Raw genomic sequence first — 22,281 nt, forward strand, 5'->3', positions numbered from 1 at the left:
ACGCCCCGGCGCAGGCAATGCTTCAAGGCGCGCTGGCGACCTTGGCCGGGGGTGTCCAGATCACATCCTTGATGCTCAAGGGCTTGGGAATCAGCTTCAGCGCCTGGAAGGTGTCGGCGATCTTTTGCTGCGCGGCGACCACCTCTGGCGTCAGGAATGTCGCACCGTAGCCTTGGCGTTTAACCGAGGTCAGGGTGATGTCGGCGGGCAGGCCGAGCAGCGGCGCCACCTGATCGGTCACCTCCTGCGGATTGGCCTTGGACCACTCACCCACCGCGCGAACCTCGTCCACCAAGGCGCTGATCACCTCAGGGTGTTTCTGTGCGTAAGGCTTGGTCGCCAGGTAGAACTGATGGTTGTCGACGATGCCTTTGCCATCGCGCAGGGTGCGCGCTTGCAGTTGTTTCTCGGCCGCCGCCTGGTAAGGGTCCCAGATCACCCAGGCATCGACACTGCCACGCTCGAAGGCGGCACGGGCATCGGCGGGCGGCAGGAACACCGGCTGAATGTCGCTGTATTTCAGGCCGGCATCTTCCAGGGCCCGAACCAGCAGGTAGTGAACGTTGGAGCCCTTGTTCAGGGCAACCTTCTTGCCCTTGAGCGCCTTCACCGAGTCGATTGGCGAGTCCTTGGGTACCAGGATCGCTTCGCTGTGCGGCGCCGGTGGCTCATAGGCGACGTACAACAGATCCGCGCCAGCAGCCTGGGCAAATACCGGCGGGGTCTCGCCGGTGACACCGAAGTCGATTGAGCCGACGTTCAGCCCTTCAAGCAGTTGCGGGCCACCCGGAAACTCCGTCCACTGGACCTGCACGCCCTGCGCCGCCAGGCGCTTCTCCAGCGTACCCTTGGCTTTGAGCAGCACCAGGGTGCCGTACTTTTGATAACCGATACGCAGGCTTTCTGCCTGGGCTTGAGTAATGGCGCCGAAGGACACAGCCGCAGCAAACAGAGCGACCAGACCACGACGCAAAATGACAGTGCGCATAGCGCTCTCCTTTTGCGATTAGGGTTCAGGCTGCACCTGCTTGCCCGTTGGCGGGCGAGTAAGGTGGGACGTGCGAGTAATGCGTTACGTGTTGCGTGTTGCGGCTCAGATGCTCCAGCGAGCACTGAGCAAACGTTCGTTCAACAGCCCCGGTGCAACGGGTTTTGGCCGACGGGCCAGGGCAGTGTGAAACTGTTCCAGCGATTCGTTCAGGCGCAGCTCCAACGCAGGAAGCAACTGCGCGGCAGCACTGCCTTCGCCATAAGCGATCTGGCTGTCGTCAGCGAAGATCCCTTGCAGGGTCTCTTGCGCCTTGAGTGCCGACAGCACCGGCTTGAGCGCGTAATCAACCGCCAGCATGTGGGCGATACTGCCGCCGGTAGCGATGGGCAATACCACCTTGTGGCTCAGCGCTCGCTCAGGCAGCAAATCCAGCAGGGTCTTCAGCGCACCGGAGAACGACGCCTTGTACACCGGTGTCGCGACGATCAGGCCATCGGCCTGCTCGACCAGTTGCAGGAAGTGCTGAACCTTAGGGCTGTCGAAGCGCGCATGCAGCAGATCGTCTGCCGGGAAGTCGCGCACCTGGAATGTCACCACTTCCACACCCTGGCCTTGCAACCAGTGCCGGGCGCGTTCGAGCAACACACCAGAGCGTGAACGCACGCTGGGACTGCCACCGAGAGAGACAACCAACATTGAAGCGTATCCTTTAGCGGTTTCGAGACGGGTGCGAGCAGCAGATCTCGCGTTGATGGAGTGACCTTAACAGCTGTTTTATATATCTATAAATCATATTTTTTCATTTGGTTATTCAGTATAGGAATATTGAATAACCCGTACGCCGCGCAAAAAAAAGGGCCGTCGAAACGGCCCGAAAATCCCTGCTGTGGCTAAAGCAATGCGTCACACACTCAACGGTTTGGCTGCGGGGTCAGGCGCAGGTAGGGCTTGACCGCCCGGTAACCTTTGGGAAAGCGCCGTTTGATTTCGTCCTCATCCTTGAGTGACGGCACGATCACCACCTCGTCACCGTCCTGCCAGTTGGCCGGGGTGGCGACCTTGTGGTTGTCGGTCAGTTGCAGTGAGTCGATCACCCGCAGAATCTCGTGGAAATTGCGCCCGGTGCTGGCGGGGTAAGTGATGGTCAGGCGGATCTTCTTGTTCGGGTCGATCACGAACAAGGAACGCACGGTCAGGGTGTCGCTGGCATTGGGGTGGATCAGGTCATAGAGGTCAGACACCTTGCGATCGGCGTCGGCCAGGATCGGAAAGTTGACGACGGTGTTCTGGGTTTCGTTGATATCTTCGATCCAGCGCAGATGAGACTCGACCGGGTCGACCGAAAGGGCAATGGCCTTGACCCCGCGTTCGGCGAACTGCTCCTTGAGCTTGGCAGTGAACCCCAGTTCGGTGGTGCAGACTGGCGTAAAATCCGCTGGGTGCGAAAACAGCACACCCCAGCTGTCGCCCAGCCACTCATGGAAACGAATTGTGCCGGCGCTGGAATCCTGTTCGAAATCGGGGGCGATATCGCCGAGTCTGAGGCTCATGGTGGGGCTCCTTGAAATACGTTCTGGTGGAGCCACTGTGCATCGACCTGAAGCAAATTAAAAAGAATAAATAATGATTTATTTATAACTTTACGAGCTATTAATTTCAGGTCGAAAAAAAGCCCCGCACCAAGGCGAGGCTTTCTCTACTGACACTTACATGAAGGTGTAGGTGTAGTTGAAGATCAGGCGGGTTTGGTCCTGATCGGCGCTGCTTTCACCGCTGCCACGATACATACCGTGGCGCAGGCTAGCGCCCAGCCCCTTGAGGGTACCTTCCTGAATCACGTAGTCGATACGTGCATCACGTTCCCACTCGTTGTAGCTGCCATTTCCGCTCTTGTTACGAATGTCATCGCCACGCAGGTAGGCAATCGAGGTCTTCAGGCCTGGAACTCCCAGGCGAGCGAAGTCATAAGAGTACTGACCGAAGGTGGTATTTTCACCGGCACGCGCAAACTGGTTGATCATGCTGTCAGTGAACAGGTAGAAGCTGGAGCCGCCGGCACCTTCGTAACTACCATTGCCATCAACGACGTCCCCCTGGTTCAGCCAGACAAAACCACCGTCGTCGCTAACTTGTTGGTGGCCGAGCATGAGCGCGTGTCCGCCCAGGGTGTAGGTGAACATGGCGCTCCAGGTCTTGTTATCGACCTCGTTGTTCTTACCGTAACCACCGTTGTTCTTGAACTCGTAACCGGCCTGACCGTTCTTGCCATCCGAGCTGCTGTCGAAGTAGCGCAAGTCGGTCTTGAACGACTGATCGTTCGCGATCGGGTAGACGTGGACCAGGCCCAGGAAGTGCTGTTTGTAGAAGTCTTCCAGGTTCGAGTAGTAGTACTGCAGGGTCAGGTCTTTGGTGACTTTCCAGTCGGCGCCGCCGAACTGGAACTTGTTGCTGTCCTGCGTCGCGCCCGCAACCGACAGGCCGGTCCTGTTGCTCGAAGCACGGCCCATGGCGTGCTCAATCTGACCACCAGTCAGGGTGACGTTGTCGATTTCCTTGGAGGTGACAATGCCGCCCTCAAAGGTTTGTGGCAACAGACGGCCGTCGTTGGCCACCAGGATTGGCAGGTTTGGCGCCAGTGCGCTACCGAGGTGGGCTTCGGTCTTGGAGAAACGCGCCTTGGCGTTGCCACCGATACGCGCCCACTGATCTACAGCCGAGCCATCAGAGTCACTTGGGAAGAAGTTGCTCTTAGCCGGGTGGTGGCCTTTACCACCATCCAGGTGAATACCCCAAACAGCCTGAGCATCAAAACCAAAACCCACCGTACCCTCGGTGAAGCCCGATTGGTAGTCGAGCTTGAAGCCCTGGCCTGATTCGCGCTGGTCTTTATTGTGCTCTTCACGGTTGTCGTTATCGAAATACATGGTGCGCGAGCTGACAGACAGCTTGCTGTCTTCAACGAAACCGGCAGCACCTGCTTGCTGAGCCAGAACCCCAAGGGCCACGGCAAGTGCCAAGGTGGACTTGTACATATTTTTGCTCCTTTCATTTCTAATTCTTGTGATTCTCCGTCGGCGGGGTCTTTTGCCTCGCTCGACGTCGATAGCCGATTAGCACCAAAGGGTGTGGTTCGAGTCAATCGTAACCATTCATTTCAAGACTTTGGTCTAATGCGTCCGGTTTGCGCCGAAGAATAATGACTATCCTATAAATCTAAAAAGAATTATTTATGACGTTTTAAGATTTTTCTGACATAAAAATAGAATTTTTCTCTCCCTGCCTTTCCGTGCAGCCATTTCAATCCTCTCCCACCCGTGCAGTGGCGAGGTTGACCGTAGTCACCCCATCGCCAAAGCAACGCCCCCTCCCCCAGCCACGCAAACGCCTTACAGCAATTGGCTCCTAAGCTAATTCCTAAAAGTTATTTATTTTAATTTTCTTAGATCATTTAGCCTTCTTCTCAATCGCCCATCACCCTCCGCCTGAGAAGGAGTTTTCCATGACCCTGCATACGCCGCTGCGCCTGTTCGCCGCACTGACCCTGGCCAGTGCCAGCTGGTTCACCCAGGCAGCCGACCTGACCGTGGCCTACCAGACCACCGTTGACCCGGCGAAAGTCGCCCAGGTTGACGGCGACTATGAAAAAGCCAGCAAGGCCAGCATTGACTGGCGCAAGTTCGACAGCGGCGCCGACGTGATCACCGCCGTAGCCTCGGGTGATGTACAGATCGGCTACCTGGGCTCAAGCCCTCTGGCGGCGGCCGCGACCCGCAAGCTGCCGGTGGAAACCTTCCTGATCGCCACCCAGATTGGCGCCGCCGAAGCACTGGTAGCTCGCGACGGTGCGGGGATCAATTCGCCGCAAGACCTGGTCGGCAAGAAAATCGCCGTGCCGTTTGTCTCCACCGGGCACTACAGCCTGTTGGCCGCGCTGAAGCAGTGGAACATCGACCCGGCCAAGGTACAGATCCTCAACCTGGCGCCGCCCGCCATCATTGCTGCCTGGAAACGTGGTGACATCGACGCCACCTACGTCTGGGACCCGGCACTGGGTGTGGCCAAGGAAAACGGCAAGGTGCTGATCACCTCCGGCGAACTGGCCAAGACCGGTGCACCCACCTTCGACGCCTGGATCGTGCGCAAGGACTTTGCCGCCAAACACCCAGAAATCGTCAAAGCCTTCGCCAAGGTCACCCTGGACGCCTACGCCGAGTACCGCAAAGACCCACAAGCCTGGCTTGCCGACCAAAGCAACGTCGACAAGCTGGTGAAACTGTCCGGGGCCAAGGCTACCGATATCCCGGCGCTGCTTCAGGGCAACGTTTTCCCGCTGGCCAATGACCAGATCGCAGCCCTCGGCGCACCGACCACCCAGGCCATCACCGACACCGCCACCTTCCTCAAGGCGCAAGGCAAGGTCGAGGCGGTACTGCCGGACTACTCGCCCTACGTCAGCGCCAAATTCATCGCCAACTGATCGGAGCCTGTCATGGCATTGCTTGAGCTGGAGCGCATCAGCGCACAGTACCCCGGTGCGGCCGAGCCGGTACTGGCCGACATCTCCCTGAGCCTGGGCCCACAGCAGTTGCTGGTGGCCCTAGGCCCTTCCGGCAGCGGCAAGACCTCGCTGCTGAACCTGATCGCCGGCTTCGTTGCGCCCAGTGCCGGGCGCATCACCCTCGACGGCAAGCCGGTGCAAGGCCCTGGCGCCGAGCGCGGGGTGGTGTTCCAGGACGACGCGCTACTGCCTTGGCAGGACGTGCTGAGCAACGTTGCCTTCGGCCTGGAGCTGGCCGGTGTGCCACGTGCACAACGGGAACAAAAGGCCCGCGAAATGCTCGCCCTGGTTGACCTTGCCGGGTTTGGCAGCCGGCGTATCTGGCAGCTGTCCGGTGGGCAGAAGCAGCGTGTGGGCCTGGCCCGTGCGCTGGCCGCAGACCCGCGGGTGCTGCTGATGGATGAACCCTTCGGCGCACTGGATGCCTTCACCCGCGAGCAGATGCAGGAGTTGCTCCTGCAGGTGTGGCAGCGTACCGCCAAGCCGGTATTCCTGATTACCCACGACATTGAGGAAGCAGTGTTCCTGGCTACCGAGCTCGTGCTGCTGGCCCCCCATCCGGGGCGGATTGTCGAGCGCCTGCCGCTGGACTTCGGGCGACGTTACGCCGCCGGTGAATCGGCCCGGGCGATCAAATCCGATCCACGCTTTATCGAAACCCGCGAGCATGTGCTGGCGCGGGTGTTCTCACAACGCAGCGCCGCCACGCGGCAGGAGTCCGCATGAGCAGCCTGGACGTTTCGTTGGCCGCAAAAGCCGCCAAACCCTTGGCCCACACAACGGCAGCGCGCCGCAGCCTGAGCACCCGCTGGATCAGCGGCCTGACCCTGATCAGCCTGCTGGCCATCTGGTGGGCCGTCACGGCAGCCGAGTGGATCGAACCGCTGTTCCTGCCCTCGCCTGCCGCGGTGTTGTCCAAAGCCTGGTTACTGCTGACCCAGGGCTACATGGAGTCGACCCTCTGGCAACATTTGGGCGCCAGCCTCGGACGTATCGGCCTGGCCCTGGGTGCGGCGATTGTCAGCGCCATTCCGATCGGCATCGCCATCGGCCACAACCGGATTGCACGGGGCATTCTCGACCCACTGATCGAGTTCTACCGGCCCATTCCTCCGCTGGCCTATTTGCCCCTGATTGTGATCTGGTGCGGTATTGGCGAACTGTCGAAAGTGCTGCTGATCTACCTGGCGATCTTCGCCCCGATTGCCATCGCCACCGCAACGGGCGTGCGCACGGTCGACCCGACCAAGTTGCGCGCTGCACAGTCGCTGGGTGCTACACGGGCACAGCTGATTCGCCATGTGATTCTGCCCAGCGCACTGCCGGACATTCTTACCGGCGTGCGTATTGGCCTGGGTGTCGGCTGGTCGACCCTGGTTGCCGCCGAACTGATCGCCGCCACCAGCGGCCTGGGCTTCATGGTGCAATCAGCGGCACAGTTTCTGGTCACCGATGTGGTGGTACTGGGCATTCTGGTTATCGCCCTGATCGCCTTCGCCCTTGAGATGAGCCTGCGTGCACTGCAACGCAAACTGGTGCCTTGGCACGGCCAGAGCCATTGATCGCGCACCGACACTGACCACGCCGACAGCTCGGCGCCGAACCGAACGAGACCCCTATGAGCCTGACCATTACCCCATTGAGCCCGGCACTGGGCGCACAGATCAGCGGCATTGACCTGAGTGTTGAGATCAATGCCGAGCAACGTGACGCCATCGAGCAGGCGTTGCTCAAGCACCAGGTACTGTTCTTCCGTGATCAACCGCTGACGCCTGCCCAGCAAGCACGCTTCGCTGCGCACTTTGGCGACCTGCACATTCACCCGATCTACCCTAATGTCCCTGAGACATCAGAGGTGCTGGTGCTCGACACGGCGGTCACCGACGTGCGCGACAACGCCGTCTGGCACACCGACGTGACCTTCCTGGCAACCCCGGCGATGGGCGCGGTGCTCAGTGCCAAGCAGTTGCCGGCTTATGGGGGAGACACCCTGTGGGCCAGCGGCATCGCCGCCTTTGAGGCCCTTTCGGCACCCTTGCGGCAGATGCTCGACGGCCTCACCGCGACCCATGACTTCACCCAGTCGTTTCCGTTGGAACGTTTTGGCACGACCGCCGAAGACCGCGAACGCTGGGAGGCGACCCGCCGCGCCAACCCGCCGCTTTCACATCCAGTGGTCAGAACCCATCCGGTCAGCGGGCGCAAGGCACTGTTTGTCAGCGAAGGTTTCACGACCCGCATCAACGAGCTCAGCGAGGCAGAGAGCAAGGCGCTGCTCGCCCTGTTGTTTGCCCACGCCACCCGCCCCGAATTCACCATTCGCTGGCGCTGGCAGGAAAACGACGTGGCATTCTGGGACAACCGCGTCACCCAGCATTACGCGGTAGACGACTACCGTCCGCAGCGACGCGTGATGCACCGGGCGACGATTCTGGGCGACGCACCGTTCTGAACCTCGCGGCAGCCATCTCCCGGTAAAAGGGCAAGATGGCTGCCACCTGTCCAGCAGGTTGCAGGCAGCGGGCTCAGCGCACCAGGTGCAGGTACTGCAGGTGCCGTTCGTACTGGTCGAGGATGTCGTTGATGATCTGCTCCTTGCTATAGCCCACCAGGTCATAATCCTGGCTGCCTTCACTCAGGTGCACTTCCGCACGGTAGTAGCGACGGTTCTTCAACTCTTGCGTACCCAGCCCTGCCAACGCGAAGGACGGTGTGAAATAGCCGCGCATCTGCACCTGATAGATAAACGGCTGCTCTTCACCATGGCCGATCTTCAGGCTGACATTGTCGTGGCTCGGGTCTTCCTGGGAAATCACCGCCAGGCCTTTCTCGGCAAACACTTCGGTGACCTCGGCAATCGCCGGGCGCACCACGTCATCCATGAACCGATAGACCTCATCCCGCGACGGGAAGTGAATGGCCTGGCTCAAACGTTGACGCCAGCCACCGCGACCACGTCGTGAAGTGGCGAATGGGGCCAGGGAATGCAGTTGGGCAATCTGCCGCTGCGACTCCAGGTAAAACGCCTTGTGCAGCCCCCACATCATGGCCAGCAGAATCACCGAGAAGGGCAACGAGGTCAGTACCACCGCTGACTTGAGCGAGTCGATACTGCCCGCGAACAGCAGGCCAATGGTGATCAGCCCGGTCATGGCGCCCCAGAACACCCGCAGCCAGTTCGGCCCATCTTCATCGGCGTTGCCATCACGGGCGGACAAGGTCGACAGCACCACAGTGCCGGAGTCGGCCGAGGTGACGAAGAAGACAAAGCTGATGAACACCGTGATGGCGATCACCGCCTTGCTCCACGGGTAGGTTTCCAGCAACAGGTAGAGGGTCATCGACGGGTTGTCGAGGGCCGACTGGGCCAGGCTGGTCATGCCATGATCAAGCACCTGGGTCAGGGCGCTATTGCCGAAGATCGACATCCAGGCCAGGGTGAAGCCCAGTGGAATCAGCAGCACGCCAAAGACGAATTCACGGATCGTCCTGCCCCGCGAGATACGCGCAATGAACAGGCCGACAAAGGGCGCCCAGGCAATCCACCAGGCCCAGTAGAACACCGTCCAGTTACCCAACCAGTCGTTGGCCTGAGTGTAGGCATAGACATCGAAACTCTTGCGCGGCAAAGCACCGAGGTAATCACCCAGGTTCTGGATCAGCGTGTTGAACAGGTGCTGTGTCGGGCCGGCGAACAGCACGAACAACAGCAACCCACAGGCCAGGAGCATGTTGATGTCGGACATCACCCGCACGCCCTTGTCCACACCGGCCACGGCAACAGCCACTGCGGCGCCCATCATCAGCGTGATCAGCGCAACTTGCACCCAATGGCTATGGGAAATACCGAACAGGTAATCCAGGCCGGCGTTCAGGTGCAGGACACCAAAGCCCATGTCGGCTCCCAGGCCGAACACCGTGGCGATGATGCCGAAGCCATCCACTGCATAGCCAATCGGCCCGTTGATGCGCTTGCCAATCAGCGGGTACAGCGCCGAACGCAGGGCCAATGGCAGGTTGTGCCGGTAGGCGAAATACGCCAGGGCCATACCGACAAAGGCAAAAACACCCCAGCCATGCAGGCCCCAATGCAGGAACAGCAACTGCATGGCCTGGCGCCCGGCCTCGACCGTGCCGGCCTCGCCTTGAGGTGGCTGAAGCAAGTGGGTGAGCGGTTCGGAGACGCAGAAGAAGAACAGGGTAATGCTGATACCGGCGGCGAACAGCATGCCGGCCCATGACAGGTAGCTGAACTCGGGCTCGTCGTGGTCGGCACCGAGCTTGATCTTGCCGTAGCCAGACAAGGCGGTGACCACCACGAAGACCAGGTACAGCGTCATCGCCAACATGTAGTACCAGCCAACCGTATTGGCGGCCCAGTTTTGCGCGGCCAACAGCCACTCACCGGCGGCCGTGGGGTTGGCGATCACCACCAGGCCAAACAACAGAATGAAGCTTGCCGCGAAGTAGAACACCGGCGGGTTCATGCGGATCTTGCTGGTCGGGACAGGCGTGGATGCACTCATAGGCTGTGCACCTCACGACGCGTGGAAAGGGTTGGATTGAACGGGTTCAGCAAAGGGTTTCCTCCTGTTGAACACCGGCAGCGGACCACCGTTTAACTTGAACGAGCGTTCAAGTTAAACATGGATGGCGCTCAGATGCGACCCAACCGGCCTGGAAGCCCGCCTACTTCTGCGTCCCGTCATCATGCTGCAGATTGGCCTGGGTCAGGTTGCTGCCCGGTGCCACGCTGCGGGTCAACCAGACGTTGCCGCCAATGGTCGAGCCCTTGCCGATGGTGATTCGGCCAAGGATGGTGGCGCCGGCATAGATCACCACATCGTCCTCGACGATCGGGTGGCGCGGCTGGCCCTTTTGCAGTTGGCCTGACTCGTCGGCCGGGAAGCGTTTGGCACCCAGGGTCACGGCCTGATAGATCCGTACCCGCTCACCGATGATTGCGGTTTCACCGATGACCACACCGGTACCGTGATCGATGAAGAAGCTCGGGCCGATCTGCGCACCGGGGTGGATGTCGATACCCGTGGCCGAGTGGGCGATTTCCGAGCTGATCCGCGCCAGCAGCGGCAAGCCTGCACGGTACAGGTGGTGCGCCAAACGGTGATGAATCACTGCAAGGATACCGGGGTAGCACAGCAGGACTTCATCGACACTGCGGGCCGCCGGATCGCCGTGGTACGCCGCCAACACGTCGGTGTCGAGCAGGCTGCGCAGGCCGGGCAAGGCCGCGGCGAAATCCTGGATCAGACGCAAGGCGGTAGCATCGACCTGTGCCGGGTCCGCCTTGCCCTGACGCGCAACATAGCGCAGCTCCAGACGGGCCTGCGCGAGCAGCGCGGTCAGGGCTGTGTCGAGGGTATGCCCCACGTAAAAGTCTTCGCTCTCTTCACGCAGGTCGACCGGGCCCAGGCGCATCGGGAACAACGCGCCACACAACTGCTCAAGGATCTGCCGCATGGCTTCACGCGAGGGTAATTCGCGCCCGCCCTGCTCCCCACTGCTGCGGCCATTGCGGCTGCGCCACTGATCACGGGCAGCACGTAGCTGGCCGACGATACCCTGCAATTGCCATTGCCCTGTTTGCGCGTTCTCGCTCACGGTTGCTCTCCTGCCACGCGGCAGCTGCTGGATTGGAATGCTCGCCTGATAGCTGACCACTTTACGGCAATTGGCGTCGCTGGAAAAAATAACCCTTTATTCCAATCCGCTATACCGGGGGCATAAGCCGAGCTATTCGCCGAACGCCAGCGGCTGCCTATACTCGATTTTTTGTCAGGCACAACTTCCCATGACCGAACTCGAACGCCAGCTCGCTCGCTTCAACCGCCTTGAACTGCTGAGCGGGCCCACGCCACTGGAAAAACTCGAGCGGCTGTCCACGTGGGCAGGCCGCGACATCTACGTCAAACGCGATGACCTGACGCCGCTGGCATTCGGTGGCAACAAACTGCGCAAGCTTGAATACCTGGCCGCCGATGCCCTGGCCAAAGGTGCCGACACCCTGATCACCGCGGGCGCGATCCAGTCCAACCACGTGCGCCAGACCGCTGCCCTGGCCGCACGCCTGGGGCTGGGCTGTGTCGCCCTGCTGGAAAACCCCATCGGTACCGATTCAGCCAGTTACCTGGGCAACGGCAACCGCCTGTTGCTGGACCTGTTCGGGGCCAAGGTCGAGATGGTCGACAACCTCGATAACGCCGATGAGCAGTTGCAGTCCTTGGCGGTGCGCCTGCATGCCAGTGGCCGCAAACCCTATCAGGTACCCATCGGCGGCTCCAATGCCCTCGGCGCCCTGGGCTATGTGCGCGCAGGCCTGGAACTGGCCGCGCAGATCCAGCACAGCGGCGAAACCTTTGCCGGGGTGGTGCTGGCCTCTGGCAGTGCCGGCACCCACAGCGGCCTGGCCCTGGGATTGGCCTCGGTGCTGCCGCAATTGCCGGTCATCGGCGTCACCGTGTCGCGTACCGACGAAGCCCAGCGACCCAAGGTACAAGGGCTCGCCGAGCGCACTGCCGAGCTGCTCGGTGTGCAACTGCCGGAGCGCTTCAAGGTCACCCTCTGGGATGAATACTTCGCCCCACGCTATGGCGAACCAAACGCAGGCACACTCGCGGCGATACGCGAACTGGCCAGCCACGAGGGCCTGCTGCTCGACCCGGTCTACACCGGCAAGGCCATGGCAGGCCTGCTTGACGGTATTACCCGCCAGCGTTTCGAGGCCGGCCCGCTGATTTTTCTGCACACCGGTGGGGCACCGGCGTTATTCGCCTACCCTGAAGTCTGGAACCCATGAACGGGTGGCATCCAAATAGAATTTAAAGGAATAAATAAACAAATTAATATTATTTAATGATCTATTAGTGCCACCCCTATAGTCACCGCCACACCCATAACAACAGAGGGGCTAGCCATGAAGATTTCCGTTCTGACGAAACGGTTCTCGGTGCCAGTCTGGGCCTGCTACTCGGTGCCAGCCTGCTGGGCCAGGCCATCGCCGGGGAGCAACTGCAACAGATCAAGGACAGCGGCACACTCAAGGTCGGCCTGGAAGGCACCTACCCACCGTTCAGTTTCGTCGACAACGACGGCAAGCTCGCCGGCTTTGAAGTGGACTTCTCCGAAGCCCTGGCCAAGGAGCTTGGGGTAAAAGCCAAGCTGCAGCCAACCAAGTGGGACGGCATCCTCGCGGCCCTTGAGTCCAAGCGCCTGGACGTGGTGATCAACCAGGTGACCATCTCCGAGGAGCGCAAGAAGAAGTACGACTTCTCGACCCCGTACACCATCTCCGGCATTCAGGCCCTGACCCTGAAAAAGAACGAAGGCAGCATCAAGACCGCCGCCGATCTGGCCGGCAAGAAAGTCGGTGTAGGCCTGGGTACCAACTACGAGCAATGGCTCAAGGACAACGTACCGAAAGCCATCATCAAGACCTACGACGACGACCCCACCAAATACCAGGACCTGCGGGTCGGCCGTATCGACGCCATTCTGGTAGACCGCCTGGCCGCATTCGAGCTGGTCGCCAAGGCCAAGGACACCGCCGTCACCGGCGAAGCCTTCTCCCGCCAGGAATCCGGTGTTGCATTGCGCAAAGGTGAGCCAGAACTGCTTGAGGCGATCAACAAGGCCATCGACACGCTTCGGGCCAACGGCACCCTGGCCAAGCTGTCGCAGAAATGGTTCAACGCTGACGTCACAAAATGATTGCCGACAGCCTCCAGCTGGCGCTGGATTCCGCGCCCTTTCTGCTCAAGGGCGCGTACTTCACCGTAGGCCTGAGCCTGGGCGGCATGTTCTTCGGCTTGCTGCTGGGGTTCGGCCTGGCGCTGATGCGGCTGTCATCGCTGAAAGTGCTTAGCTGGACTGCCCGCGTCTACGTGTCGTTCTTTCGCGGCACACCGCTGCTGGTCCAACTGTTCGTGATCTATTACGGCCTGCCGCAACTGGGCCTGGAACTCGACCCACTGCCGGCGGCACTGATCGGCTTGTCGCTGAACATGGCCGCCTATGCCTGCGAAATCCTGCGGGCGGCCATCAGCTCCATCGACCGCGGCCAATGGGAAGCCGCCGCCAGCATCGGCATGACCCGCAGCCAGGCCATGCGCCGAGCGATCCTGCCACAGGCGGCGCGCACCGCCTTGCCACCACTGGGCAATAGCTTCATCTCCCTGGTCAAGGACACGGCGCTGGCCGCGACCATCCAGGTGCCGGAGCTGTTTCGTCAGGCGCAGTTGATTACCGCACGCACCTTCGAGGTGTTCACCCTGTACCTGGCGGCAGCACTGATCTACTGGGTACTGTCCAGCCTCCTCGCCCACCTGCAGCACCGCCTTGAAGCGCGGGTCAACCGGCACGACCTGGAGTCCTGAGCGCATGATCGTCGTAGAGCACCTGACCAAGCAGTTCAACGGCCAGACCGTACTGGCCGGTATCAACCTCACCGTCAACGCCGGTGAAGTGATTGCCATCATCGGCCCCAGCGGCTCGGGCAAGACCACCTTCCTGCGCTGCCTGAACCTGCTGGAAACCCCCAGCAGCGGTCGAATTCGCGTCGGCGACATCGAGATTGACGGCAACCGTCCGCTGAAACAGCAACAGGGCCTGATCCGCCAGCTGCGCCAGCACGTCGGTTTCGTGTTCCAGAACTTCAACCTGTTTCCCCACCGCACGGCGCTGGAAAACGTTATCGAAGGCCCCATCGTGGTCAAGAAAACCCCACGCAATGCGGCCATCACCCTGGGCCGTGCCTTGTTGCAGAAAGTCGGTCTGGGCGACAAGGAAAATGCTTATCCGAGACGCTTGTCCGGCGGCCAGCAACAGCGGGTAGCCATTGCTCGGGCACTGGCCATGGAGCCCGAAGTGATTCTGTTCGACGAGCCGACCTCGGCCCTCGACCCGGAACTGGTTGGCGAAGTGCTGGCCACCATCCGCAGCCTGGCCGAAGAAAAGCGCACGATGATCATCGTCACCCACGAAATGGGCTTTGCCCGCGACGTCGCCAATCGGGTGATTTTTTTCGACAAGGGGGTCATCGTCGAGCAGGGTGAAGCCAAGGCACTCTTTGCCAATCCCAGGGAAGAACGCACCCGGCAATTCCTTGGCAAGTTCCTCGGTATGCACGCCTCGCAGCCCTGAGCCAGGACGACGACTTTTGCACCCGACGAACACCCTGGTTTCCCCCTCGAAGTAGGACGTCTCCGAAGATCCTGCACCCAGCCCAAGGCGGCGCCCGCATGCCTTGACTCGCTTCCCGTACTCGCCAATAAACCTGAGCAACGTCGTCCTCGACCACTCATTTACTTCGTACGGGAACATCACCATGCACTGTGCAGCCAAAGGAACTGAACTGCCCCCTCCTGCCCTCCCCGACGTTGCCCATGAGGGCATTGGCCTGGCCGCTGCCAGCAACCTGCGTGCCTGCATCCACACCAATGCGGCCATGCAAACGGGTGACGTGCTGGAACTGTTCTGGGGCAGTTGCTTCGTTGCCGCACACCAGCTTTCGGCCAACGACCTCGACCAGCACATCAGTTTCCAGGTACCCCGCACGCTGCTGCGCCCAGGCGCGAACCGCGTGCACTATCGCCTGCTCAAGCCCGGGTGCCGGCCTGTAAAGTCACCGTCACTGCAGGTGCTCATCAAACTGGCCTGCCCTGGTGGTGAGACCCTGTGCGAGACCACCGAAAACCCGGCACTTGCCCCGCTGAGCCTGGCCCCTGCGGTTGTTCGCCATGGTCTCGACCTGCAGCGCCTGGGGCCGACGCTGCCCTTTCGCATCGCCCCTTACCTGAACATGGCCGAAGGCGATGAAATCACCCTTCGCTGGGGTGACGTGCGCCTCGACCTGCCTGCACTCGGCGCTGACGCTATCGGCCTCGCCGTGCATGGCGAAATCCCCAGGGCGCTGGTCATCGAAGCCGGAGCGGACGACTTTCTCGACATCAGTTACTGCGTCCTTGACCGCGTGGGTAACAGCTCGCAATGGGCGGCTCCCCTGCAGGTGAAGGTTTACAACAGCCGCCCCTGACCTCCCTTCTATGTATATTCCCAAAAGTTCGTTCATTTAATTTTTACAAACAATTAAGGTATATAAACCGGACCACCGGACCCACGCTTGTTCCGTCGCCGCACCCGCGGCGACTTTCCCATCAGTGAGGTAGGTATGGTCAGGAACACAATCACCCCAGTGCGTAACGCCAGGGCATTGAGTGCAGCCAAGGAGCGGTACTGAAATGTCCAGTCTGGCAATCACCACAGTCCACAGCGACCTGGACAGCGCCCCATTACTCTTGCCGGCCAAGGTTCTGCGCACTGACGCCGAAGCCTTGCAGGCAGCCCACGAACTGGCCGCAGTCGCCCGCACCCAGGCAGCCAAACGCGATCAGCAACGCAAGCTGCCCTGGAGTGAAATCGAACTTTTCACCCACAGCGGCCTGGGCAGTATCACGATCCCCCGGGCCTATGGTGGCCCGCAGGTCTCGTTTCAGACCGTGGCCGAGGTGTTTCGCATCATCAGCGCCGCCGACCCTGCGCTCGGGCAGATCCCGCAAAATCAGGTCGGCATCCTGCAACTGCTGCAAGGCGCAGCAACCGAGCCGCAGAAAGCCCTGCTGTTCACCAGCGTGCTGAATGGCTGGCGCATCGGCAATGCCGGCCCGGAGCGCGGCACCAAGAACACCCTGGAGCTCAAGGCGCGCATTACCCGCCAAGGCGACGGTTACGTTATCAGCGGGCAGAAGTTCTACTCGACCGGCGCCCTGTACGCCCATTGGGTCGCGGTCAAAGCGCTGAATGATGAAGGCCGTCAGGTCATGGCGTTTGTACGCCGGGGCAGCCCGGGGCTGCGCATTGTCGATGACTGGTCTGGCTTCGGCCAACGCACCACCGCCAGCGGCACCGTCCTGCTGGACAAGGTTCCGGTCGACGCGGAGCTGGTCGTCGATAACTGGCGGATCGGTGAAAGCCCGAATATTCAGGGCGCCGTCTCGCAATTGATCCAGGCCGCCATCGATGCCGGGATCGCCGAAGCGGCGCTCGCCGACACCATCGCCTTTGTGCGCGAACGTGCTCGCCCATGGATCGATGCCAAGGTCGAACGCGCAAGCGACGACCCCTACGTGATCGCCGACATTGGTCGCCTGCAGCTTGAACTGCACGCGGCCCAGGCGCTGCTGAGCAAGGCCGCCCGCGTGCTGGATGCAGTGAGTGCCGCACCGATTGACGCCGAGGCGGCCGCTCGGGCCTCCATCGCCGTGGCCGAGGCCAAGGTGTTGACCACGGAAATTTCCCTGCAGGCCAGCGAGAAACTCTTCGAGCTCTCCGGTAGCCGGGCCAGCCTGACCGAGTTCAACCTCGACCGGCATTGGCGCAATGCCCGTGTGCATACCCTGCATGACCCGGTGCGCTGGAAATACCACGCCGTCGGCGCCTATTACCTCAACGGTACCCTGCCTGCCCGGCATTCCTGGATCTGACCAGACCACTGGAGCCTCTATGAGCCTTTTGTCACCACCGCACGCCAGCGTTGCGGTTATCCACACTGATGCCCAGGCCTTGCAGATCGCCGAGGATATCGCCCAACAATTGCGTCAGGACAGCATCCTGCGCGACCGCGAGCGGCAGTTGCCGCATGCCGAACTGGCGTTGTTCTCGCGCTCTGGCCTATGGGGTATCACGGTCCCGAAAGCCTACGGTGGTGCCGGGGTGTCCAACGTCACCCTGGCCAAGGTTATCAGCCGTATTGCCCAGGCCGACGCGTCGCTCGGCCAGATCCCGCAGAACCACTTCTATGCACTGGAAGTGCTGCGCGTCAACGGCAGCCCTGAGCAACAGCAGCGCCTGTATGCCGAGGTACTCGCAGGCCTGCGCTTCGGCAATGCCCTGGCTGAGTTGGGCACCAAAACCGCCCATGACCGCACCACCGCACTAAGCCGTGAAGGCGAACACTGGCGCATCAATGGCCGCAAGTTCTACGCCACCGGTGCGCTGTATGCTCAACGAATTCCGACCTCGGTGGTCGACGAGCACGGTGAACAGCACCTGGCCTTCGTTCCAGCCAACAGCCCGGGCCTGAATGTCATCGACGACTGGAGTGGTTTCGGCCAACGCACTACCGGCAGTGGTTCGGTGGTGTTCGACAACGTGCAGGTAGCGGCCGACGATATCGTGCCGTTTCAAAGCGCCTTCGAGCGGCCAACACCCGTCGGGCCACTGGCGCAGATTCTCCACGCTGCGATCGACACGGGCATCGCCCGCGCCGCTTACGAAGATGCCCTGCAGTTCGTGCGTACACGCACACGGCCCTGGATCGACTCGGGTATCGAAAAAGCCACCGACGACCCGTTGAGCCTGAAGGCCTTCGGGCACCTGGCAATTCGTCTGCACGCCGCCGAGGCACTGCTCGAGCGCGCGGGTGAATACCTCGACAGGGCGCAGGCCGAAACCAATGCCGACACCGTTGCCGCCGCCTCCATTGCAGTTGCCGAAGCACGAGCCATCAGCACCGAAATCTCGCTGGCCGCCGGCAGCACCTTGTTTGAGCTGGCAGGCAGCCAGGCCACACTGGCCGAACATGGCCTTGACCGGCACTGGCGCAACGCCCGCACCCATACCCTGCACGATCCGGTGCGCTGGAAGTACCACGCCATCGGCAACTACTACCTCAACGATGAAAACCCACCACTGCGGGGGACCATCTGATGGCGAAGAAAAAGATCCTGCTCAATGCCTTCAACATGAACTGCATCGGGCACATCAACCATGGGCTGTGGACACACCCACGGGATACCTCCACCCAGTTCAACACACTGGAGTACTGGACCGACCTGGCCAAACTGCTTGAGCGCGGACTGTTCGACGGGCTATTCATCGCTGACATCGTTGGCGTCTATGACGTGTACCAGCAATCGCTGGACGTCACGCTCAAGGAGGCCATCCAGTTGCCGGTCAATGACCCGCTGCTGCTGGTGTCCGCCATGGCCGCAGTGACCCGTAACCTGGGCTTTGGCCTGACGGCCAACCTGACCTACGAGCCCCCCTACCTGTTTGCTCGACGGCTCTCCACGCTCGACCACCTGAGCCGCGGCCGGGTTGGCTGGAACATTGTCACCGGCTACCTCGACAGCGCGGCAAAAGCCATGGGCCTGGACGCCCAACCGGAGCATGACCGCCGCTACGACCAGGCCGATGAGTACCTGCAGGTGCTCTACAAGCTCTGGGAGGGCAGTTGGGAAGACGATGCGGTGGTCAACGATCCACAGCAACGGGTCTATGCCCGGCCAGACAAAGTGCACAAGGTGCAGCACCACGGCGAGTTCTATCGCGTCGAGGGCTATCACCTCTGCGAGCCCTCTCCGCAACGGACCCCGGTGCTGTTCCAGGCCGGTAGTTCCGAACGCGGCCTGAGCTTTGCCGGGCAGCACGCCGAGTGCGTGTTCATCAGTGGCCAGAACAAAGCCGCGACGCGGGCCCAGGTCGACAAGGTGCGGGCCGCAGCGGTCGCCGCCGGGCGCGACCCGCGGTCGATCAAGGTGTTCATGGGCCTGACGGTCATCGTTGCCGAGAGCGAGCAGAAAGCACGGGCCAAGCAGGCTGAGTACCTGCGCTACGCCAGCGCCGAAGCCGGGGTTGCGCACTTTGCCAGCTCAACCGGAATCGACTTTGCCAAGTACGACTTGGACGAACCGATCCAGTACGAAAAAAACAACGCCATCCAGTCGGCCACGAAAAACCTGCAGAACAACGACTGGACCCGCCGCAAGCTGCTCGAGCAACACGCCCTCGGCGGGCGCTACATCACCCTGGTCGGCTCACCAACCCAGGTTGCCGATGAGCTGGAAGCCTGGATCGACGAAACCGGCCTGGACGGTTTCAACCTGGCGCGCACGGTCACCCCGGAAAGCTATGTCGACTTCATCGACCTGGTCATACCCGAGCTGCAATGCCGTGGCTCGTACAAAACCGCCTACGACGACGGCAGCCTGCGGGAAAAACTCTTTGGCGGCAGCGCCCGACTGCCTGACCAGCACACCGGGGCCAGCTACCGCAGCCCTTCTGAAACAACCGTCCAACCAATTGGAGCGCTACAGCATGCTTAAGACCGTTCTGGCCCGCCCTGTTGCGGCCATCGCCCTGACCCTCGGCCTGTTTGGTGCGGCACAGGCAAACGACGCCCCGCTGAAAGTCGGCACCACTGCGGCCTTCGCTCCGCCGTTGGAAGCCGCCGTCAGCGAAGCCAAGAAACAGGGGCTCAAGGTGGAACTGATCGAGTTCAGCGACTGGATCGCACCGAACGTCAGCCTCGCCAACGGTGACATCGACGTTAACTATTACCAACATGTCCCGTTCCTGGAAAACGCCAAGCACGCGGCGGGTTTCGACCTGGTGCCGTATGCACCCGGGATCATCAACAACGTGGGGCTGTACTCGAAGCGCTACAAAAGCCTCGACGAACTGCCTGAAGGCGCCAGCGTCGCGATTGCCAACGACCCGATCAACAGCGGACGCGGCCTGCAGTTGCTGGCCAAGGCAGGCTTGATCACCCTCAAGCCAGGTGTCGGCTACAAGGCGACTGAAGATGACATCGTCGCCAACCCGAAGAAGCTGAAGATTCTTCAGGTCGAAGCGGTGCAACTGGTACGGGCTTACGATGATGCCGACCTGGTGCAGGGTTATCCGCACTACATTCGCCTGGCAAACACCTTCGATGCCAACTCCGCGTTGCTGTTCGACGGCCTGGATCACAAGGAATACGTGATTCAATTCGTGATCAAACCACAGAGCAAAGATGACCCGCGCCTGGCCAGGTTCATTGATATCTACCAGCACTCGCCGGTCGTTCATAACGCATTGGACAAGGCCTACGGCAAGCTCTATCAGCCTGGCTGGGAGCGTTGAGATGAGTGCCGCCAACGCCCGCCTGGCGCTGGACGCGCAACCGTTCGCGCCGCCTCAAAACGCTCAGCAAAGGGCCCTGCACCCGGAGCTGAGCACAGCCCATATCCGTTTCATCGGCCTGAACAAGACCTACCCGGGGCAAGCCGCCCCGGCGCTGTCGGGCATCGACCTGAACATCCAGCGTGGCGAGATCTTCGGCATCATCGGCCGCAGCGGCGCGGGCAAGTCGTCGCTGATCCGCACCATCAATCGCCTGGAGCAACCGAGCAGCGGGCGGGTACTGATCGACCAGGTCGACATCGGTGAGTTCGACGAAGACCGTCTGGTGAACCTGCGTCGTCGCATCGGCATGATCTTCCAGCACTTCAACCTGATGTCGGCCAAAACCGTCTGGCAGAACGTCGAGCTGCCGCTGAAGGTAGCCGGCGTGCCAAAGGATCAACGCCAGCGCAAGGTCGCTGCGTTGCTGGAGCTGGTCGGTTTGCAGGAAAAACACCATGTCTATCCGGCACAGTTGTCCGGTGGGCAAAAGCAGCGCGTCGGCATTGCCCGGGCGCTGGTCCATGACCCCGAAATCCTGCTCTGCGACGAAGCAACCTCGGCACTGGACCCGGAGACCACCGAGTCGATCCTTGGCCTGCTGCGCGATATCAACCAGCGCCTGGGCCTGACCATCGTGCTGATTACCCATGAGATGGCCGTGATCCGCGAGATCTGCCACCGCGTGGTGGTGCTGGAAAGGGGCCATGTCGTCGAGCAGGGCGCCGTCTGGCAAGTGTTTGGCGAGCCACAGCACGACGTCAGCAAGACCTTGCTGGCGCCACTGCAACCGGCCCTCCCCGCGCACCTGCAAGCCCGCCTCCAGGCACAAGCACCCGGCCCTGAGGCGGCGCTGGTACTGCGCCTGCGGGTCAGTGGCCGGGACAAGCATGCACCGCAGTTGTCGACACTGTTCAGTGCGCTGGGTGGCCGGGTCAGCCTCTTGCAGGGTGGCATTGAGTCGATTCAGGGAAGGCCCCTGGGCCAGTTGGTGATTTCGGTGGAGCAATCACCGCATAGCCACGACAACGTGATCGAACGCGCCCAAGGCTGGGCCGCACAGGTGGAGGTACTCGGATATGTGGTTTGATCGTCTGCTACAGGGTGTACTCGATACCTTGCTGATGGTGGGTGTGTCTTCGCTGATCGCCCTGCTTGCCGGCATCCCGTTGGCGGTGATTCTGGTCACCAGCGGCAAGGGTGGGATCTTCGAGGCACCGACCGTCAACCGGGTGCTCGGCGCCTTCGTCAACCTGTTCCGCTCGATACCGTTTCTGATTCTGATGGTGGCGTTGATCCCCTTCACCCGCCTGATCGTCGGCACCACCTACGGCGTTTGGGCAGCAGTGGTACCGCTGACCATTGCCGCAACCCCCTTCTTCGCACGGATCGCCGAGGTGAGCCTGCGCGAGGTCGATCATGGTTTGATCGAGGCGGCGCAGGCGATGGGTTGCCGACGCTGGCACATTGTCTGGCATGTACTGTTGCCTGAAGCCCTGCCCGGCATCGTCGGCGGTTTTACCATCACCCTGGTCACCATGATCAACTCCTCGGCGATGGCCGGGGCCATCGGCGCGGGCGGCCTGGGCGACATCGCCTACCGTTACGGCTACCAGCGTTTCGACAGCCAGATCATGCTGACCGTCATCGTCATGCTGGTGGTGCTGGTGGCACTGATCCAGTTGGGCGGCGACCGCCTGGCCAAGGGCCTGAACAAACGCTGACCCCCTGTGGGAGCGGGCTTGCCCGAGATACAGTCGCCGCGTACTACTGT

20 protein-coding genes and 1 pseudogene are annotated in these 22,281 nt (G+C 61.3%); 15 read left to right on the top strand and 6 right to left on the bottom strand.

Going from position 1 to position 22,281, the window contains the following annotated elements:
- Positions 1–22 precede the first annotated feature (22 nt).
- The 4 genes from CYD26_RS09555 to CYD26_RS09570 form a co-directional block, all read right to left on the bottom strand.
- Positions 23–988, bottom strand: coding sequence for a sulfonate ABC transporter substrate-binding protein (locus tag CYD26_RS09555; RefSeq protein ID WP_065760090.1), 966 nt, complete (start codon positions 986–988; stop codon positions 23–25).
- A 105-nt stretch (positions 989–1,093) separates the two neighbouring features.
- Positions 1,094–1,687 (bottom strand): NADPH-dependent FMN reductase, encoded by a 594-nt coding sequence (ssuE, locus tag CYD26_RS09560; RefSeq protein WP_102052458.1) that lies wholly within the window; start codon positions 1,685–1,687, stop codon positions 1,094–1,096.
- A 215-nt stretch (positions 1,688–1,902) separates the two neighbouring features.
- Positions 1,903–2,541, bottom strand: a complete 639-nt coding sequence (locus tag CYD26_RS09565) for a peroxiredoxin (RefSeq protein WP_099776225.1) — start codon at positions 2,539–2,541, stop codon at positions 1,903–1,905.
- Positions 2,542–2,697: 156 nt separating this feature from the next.
- Positions 2,698–4,023, bottom strand: a complete 1,326-nt coding sequence (locus tag CYD26_RS09570; RefSeq protein WP_102052459.1) for an OprD family porin — start codon at positions 4,021–4,023, stop codon at positions 2,698–2,700.
- A 467-nt stretch (positions 4,024–4,490) separates the two neighbouring features.
- Between CYD26_RS09570 and tauA the strand changes: the two genes are divergently transcribed.
- Genes tauA through tauD form a run of 4 tightly spaced genes read left to right on the top strand, consistent with a single transcriptional unit; the run spans position 4,491 to position 8,001 of the window.
- Complete coding sequence (gene tauA / locus CYD26_RS09575; protein ID WP_102052460.1) at positions 4,491–5,468, top strand: taurine ABC transporter substrate-binding protein; 978 nt, start codon at positions 4,491–4,493, stop codon at positions 5,466–5,468.
- A gap of 12 nt (positions 5,469–5,480) precedes the next feature.
- Positions 5,481–6,275 carry a taurine ABC transporter ATP-binding subunit gene (tauB, locus tag CYD26_RS09580; protein ID WP_099776229.1) on the top strand — a complete coding sequence of 265 codons (795 nt, stop codon included), beginning with the start codon at positions 5,481–5,483 and terminating at the stop codon, positions 6,273–6,275.
- A complete protein-coding gene (gene tauC / locus CYD26_RS09585) occupies positions 6,272–7,111 on the top strand; it encodes a taurine ABC transporter permease TauC (RefSeq protein WP_102052461.1) in 840 nt (279 codons plus the stop codon). The genes tauB and tauC overlap by 4 nt, the downstream gene beginning before the upstream one ends.
- Positions 7,112–7,167: 56 nt before the next feature.
- Complete coding sequence (tauD, locus tag CYD26_RS09590) at positions 7,168–8,001, top strand: taurine dioxygenase (RefSeq protein WP_102052462.1); 834 nt, start codon at positions 7,168–7,170, stop codon at positions 7,999–8,001.
- 73 nt (positions 8,002–8,074) lie between these two features.
- Here tauD and betT read toward each other — a convergent pair whose 3' ends face one another.
- Entirely contained in the window at positions 8,075–10,036 is a 1,962-nt protein-coding gene (betT, locus tag CYD26_RS09595; RefSeq protein WP_178081704.1) for a choline transporter BetT, read from the bottom strand.
- A 202-nt stretch (positions 10,037–10,238) separates the two neighbouring features.
- Positions 10,239–11,171: a serine O-acetyltransferase EpsC gene (epsC, locus tag CYD26_RS09600; protein WP_102052464.1), complete on the bottom strand. Its 933-nt coding sequence runs from the start codon at positions 11,169–11,171 to the stop codon at positions 10,239–10,241.
- A 190-nt stretch (positions 11,172–11,361) separates the two neighbouring features.
- On the opposite strand from epsC, the gene CYD26_RS09605 reads away from it, so the two are divergent.
- The 11 genes and pseudogenes from CYD26_RS09605 to CYD26_RS09655 all read left to right on the top strand — a co-directional run bounded on the left by CYD26_RS09605 (position 11,362) and on the right by CYD26_RS09655 (position 22,231).
- Positions 11,362–12,366 (top strand): D-cysteine desulfhydrase, encoded by a 1,005-nt coding sequence (locus tag CYD26_RS09605; protein ID WP_102052465.1) that lies wholly within the window; start codon positions 11,362–11,364, stop codon positions 12,364–12,366.
- A 117-nt stretch (positions 12,367–12,483) separates the two neighbouring features.
- Positions 12,484–13,277: pseudogene (gene tcyJ, locus CYD26_RS09610) on the top strand (cystine ABC transporter substrate-binding protein).
- Positions 13,274–13,942: a cystine ABC transporter permease gene (gene tcyL / locus CYD26_RS09615; RefSeq protein WP_102052467.1), complete on the top strand. Its 669-nt coding sequence runs from the start codon at positions 13,274–13,276 to the stop codon at positions 13,940–13,942. The pseudogene tcyJ and the gene tcyL overlap by 4 nt, the downstream one beginning before the upstream one ends.
- Positions 13,943–13,946: 4 nt before the next feature.
- Positions 13,947–14,708, top strand: a complete 762-nt coding sequence (gene tcyN, locus CYD26_RS09620) for an L-cystine ABC transporter ATP-binding protein TcyN (protein ID WP_102052468.1) — start codon at positions 13,947–13,949, stop codon at positions 14,706–14,708.
- Positions 14,709–14,892: 184 nt separating this feature from the next.
- Positions 14,893–15,600 carry a hypothetical protein gene (locus tag CYD26_RS09625; protein WP_102052469.1) on the top strand — a complete coding sequence of 236 codons (708 nt, stop codon included), beginning with the start codon at positions 14,893–14,895 and terminating at the stop codon, positions 15,598–15,600.
- 205 nt (positions 15,601–15,805) lie between these two features.
- Complete coding sequence (locus CYD26_RS09630) at positions 15,806–17,047, top strand: SfnB family sulfur acquisition oxidoreductase (protein WP_102052470.1); 1,242 nt, start codon at positions 15,806–15,808, stop codon at positions 17,045–17,047.
- A 19-nt stretch (positions 17,048–17,066) separates the two neighbouring features.
- Positions 17,067–18,272 (top strand): SfnB family sulfur acquisition oxidoreductase, encoded by a 1,206-nt coding sequence (locus CYD26_RS09635; protein ID WP_102052471.1) that lies wholly within the window; start codon positions 17,067–17,069, stop codon positions 18,270–18,272.
- Positions 18,272–19,669: an LLM class flavin-dependent oxidoreductase gene (locus CYD26_RS09640; RefSeq protein ID WP_102052472.1), complete on the top strand. Its 1,398-nt coding sequence runs from the start codon at positions 18,272–18,274 to the stop codon at positions 19,667–19,669. Before CYD26_RS09635 ends, CYD26_RS09640 begins: the two co-directional genes overlap by 1 nt.
- Entirely contained in the window at positions 19,662–20,468 is an 807-nt protein-coding gene (locus tag CYD26_RS09645; RefSeq protein ID WP_102052473.1) for a MetQ/NlpA family ABC transporter substrate-binding protein, read from the top strand. Before CYD26_RS09640 ends, CYD26_RS09645 begins: the two co-directional genes overlap by 8 nt.
- A 1-nt stretch (position 20,469) precedes the next feature.
- Positions 20,470–21,597: a methionine ABC transporter ATP-binding protein gene (locus CYD26_RS09650; RefSeq protein ID WP_102052474.1), complete on the top strand. Its 1,128-nt coding sequence runs from the start codon at positions 20,470–20,472 to the stop codon at positions 21,595–21,597.
- Positions 21,587–22,231: a methionine ABC transporter permease gene (locus tag CYD26_RS09655; protein ID WP_099776246.1), complete on the top strand. Its 645-nt coding sequence runs from the start codon at positions 21,587–21,589 to the stop codon at positions 22,229–22,231. Before CYD26_RS09650 ends, CYD26_RS09655 begins: the two co-directional genes overlap by 11 nt.
- Positions 22,232–22,281: the final 50 nt, after the last annotated feature.

The organism is Pseudomonas sp. FFUP_PS_473 (assembly GCF_002858665.1).
GTDB lineage: Bacteria > Pseudomonadota > Gammaproteobacteria > Pseudomonadales > Pseudomonadaceae > Aquipseudomonas > Aquipseudomonas defluvii.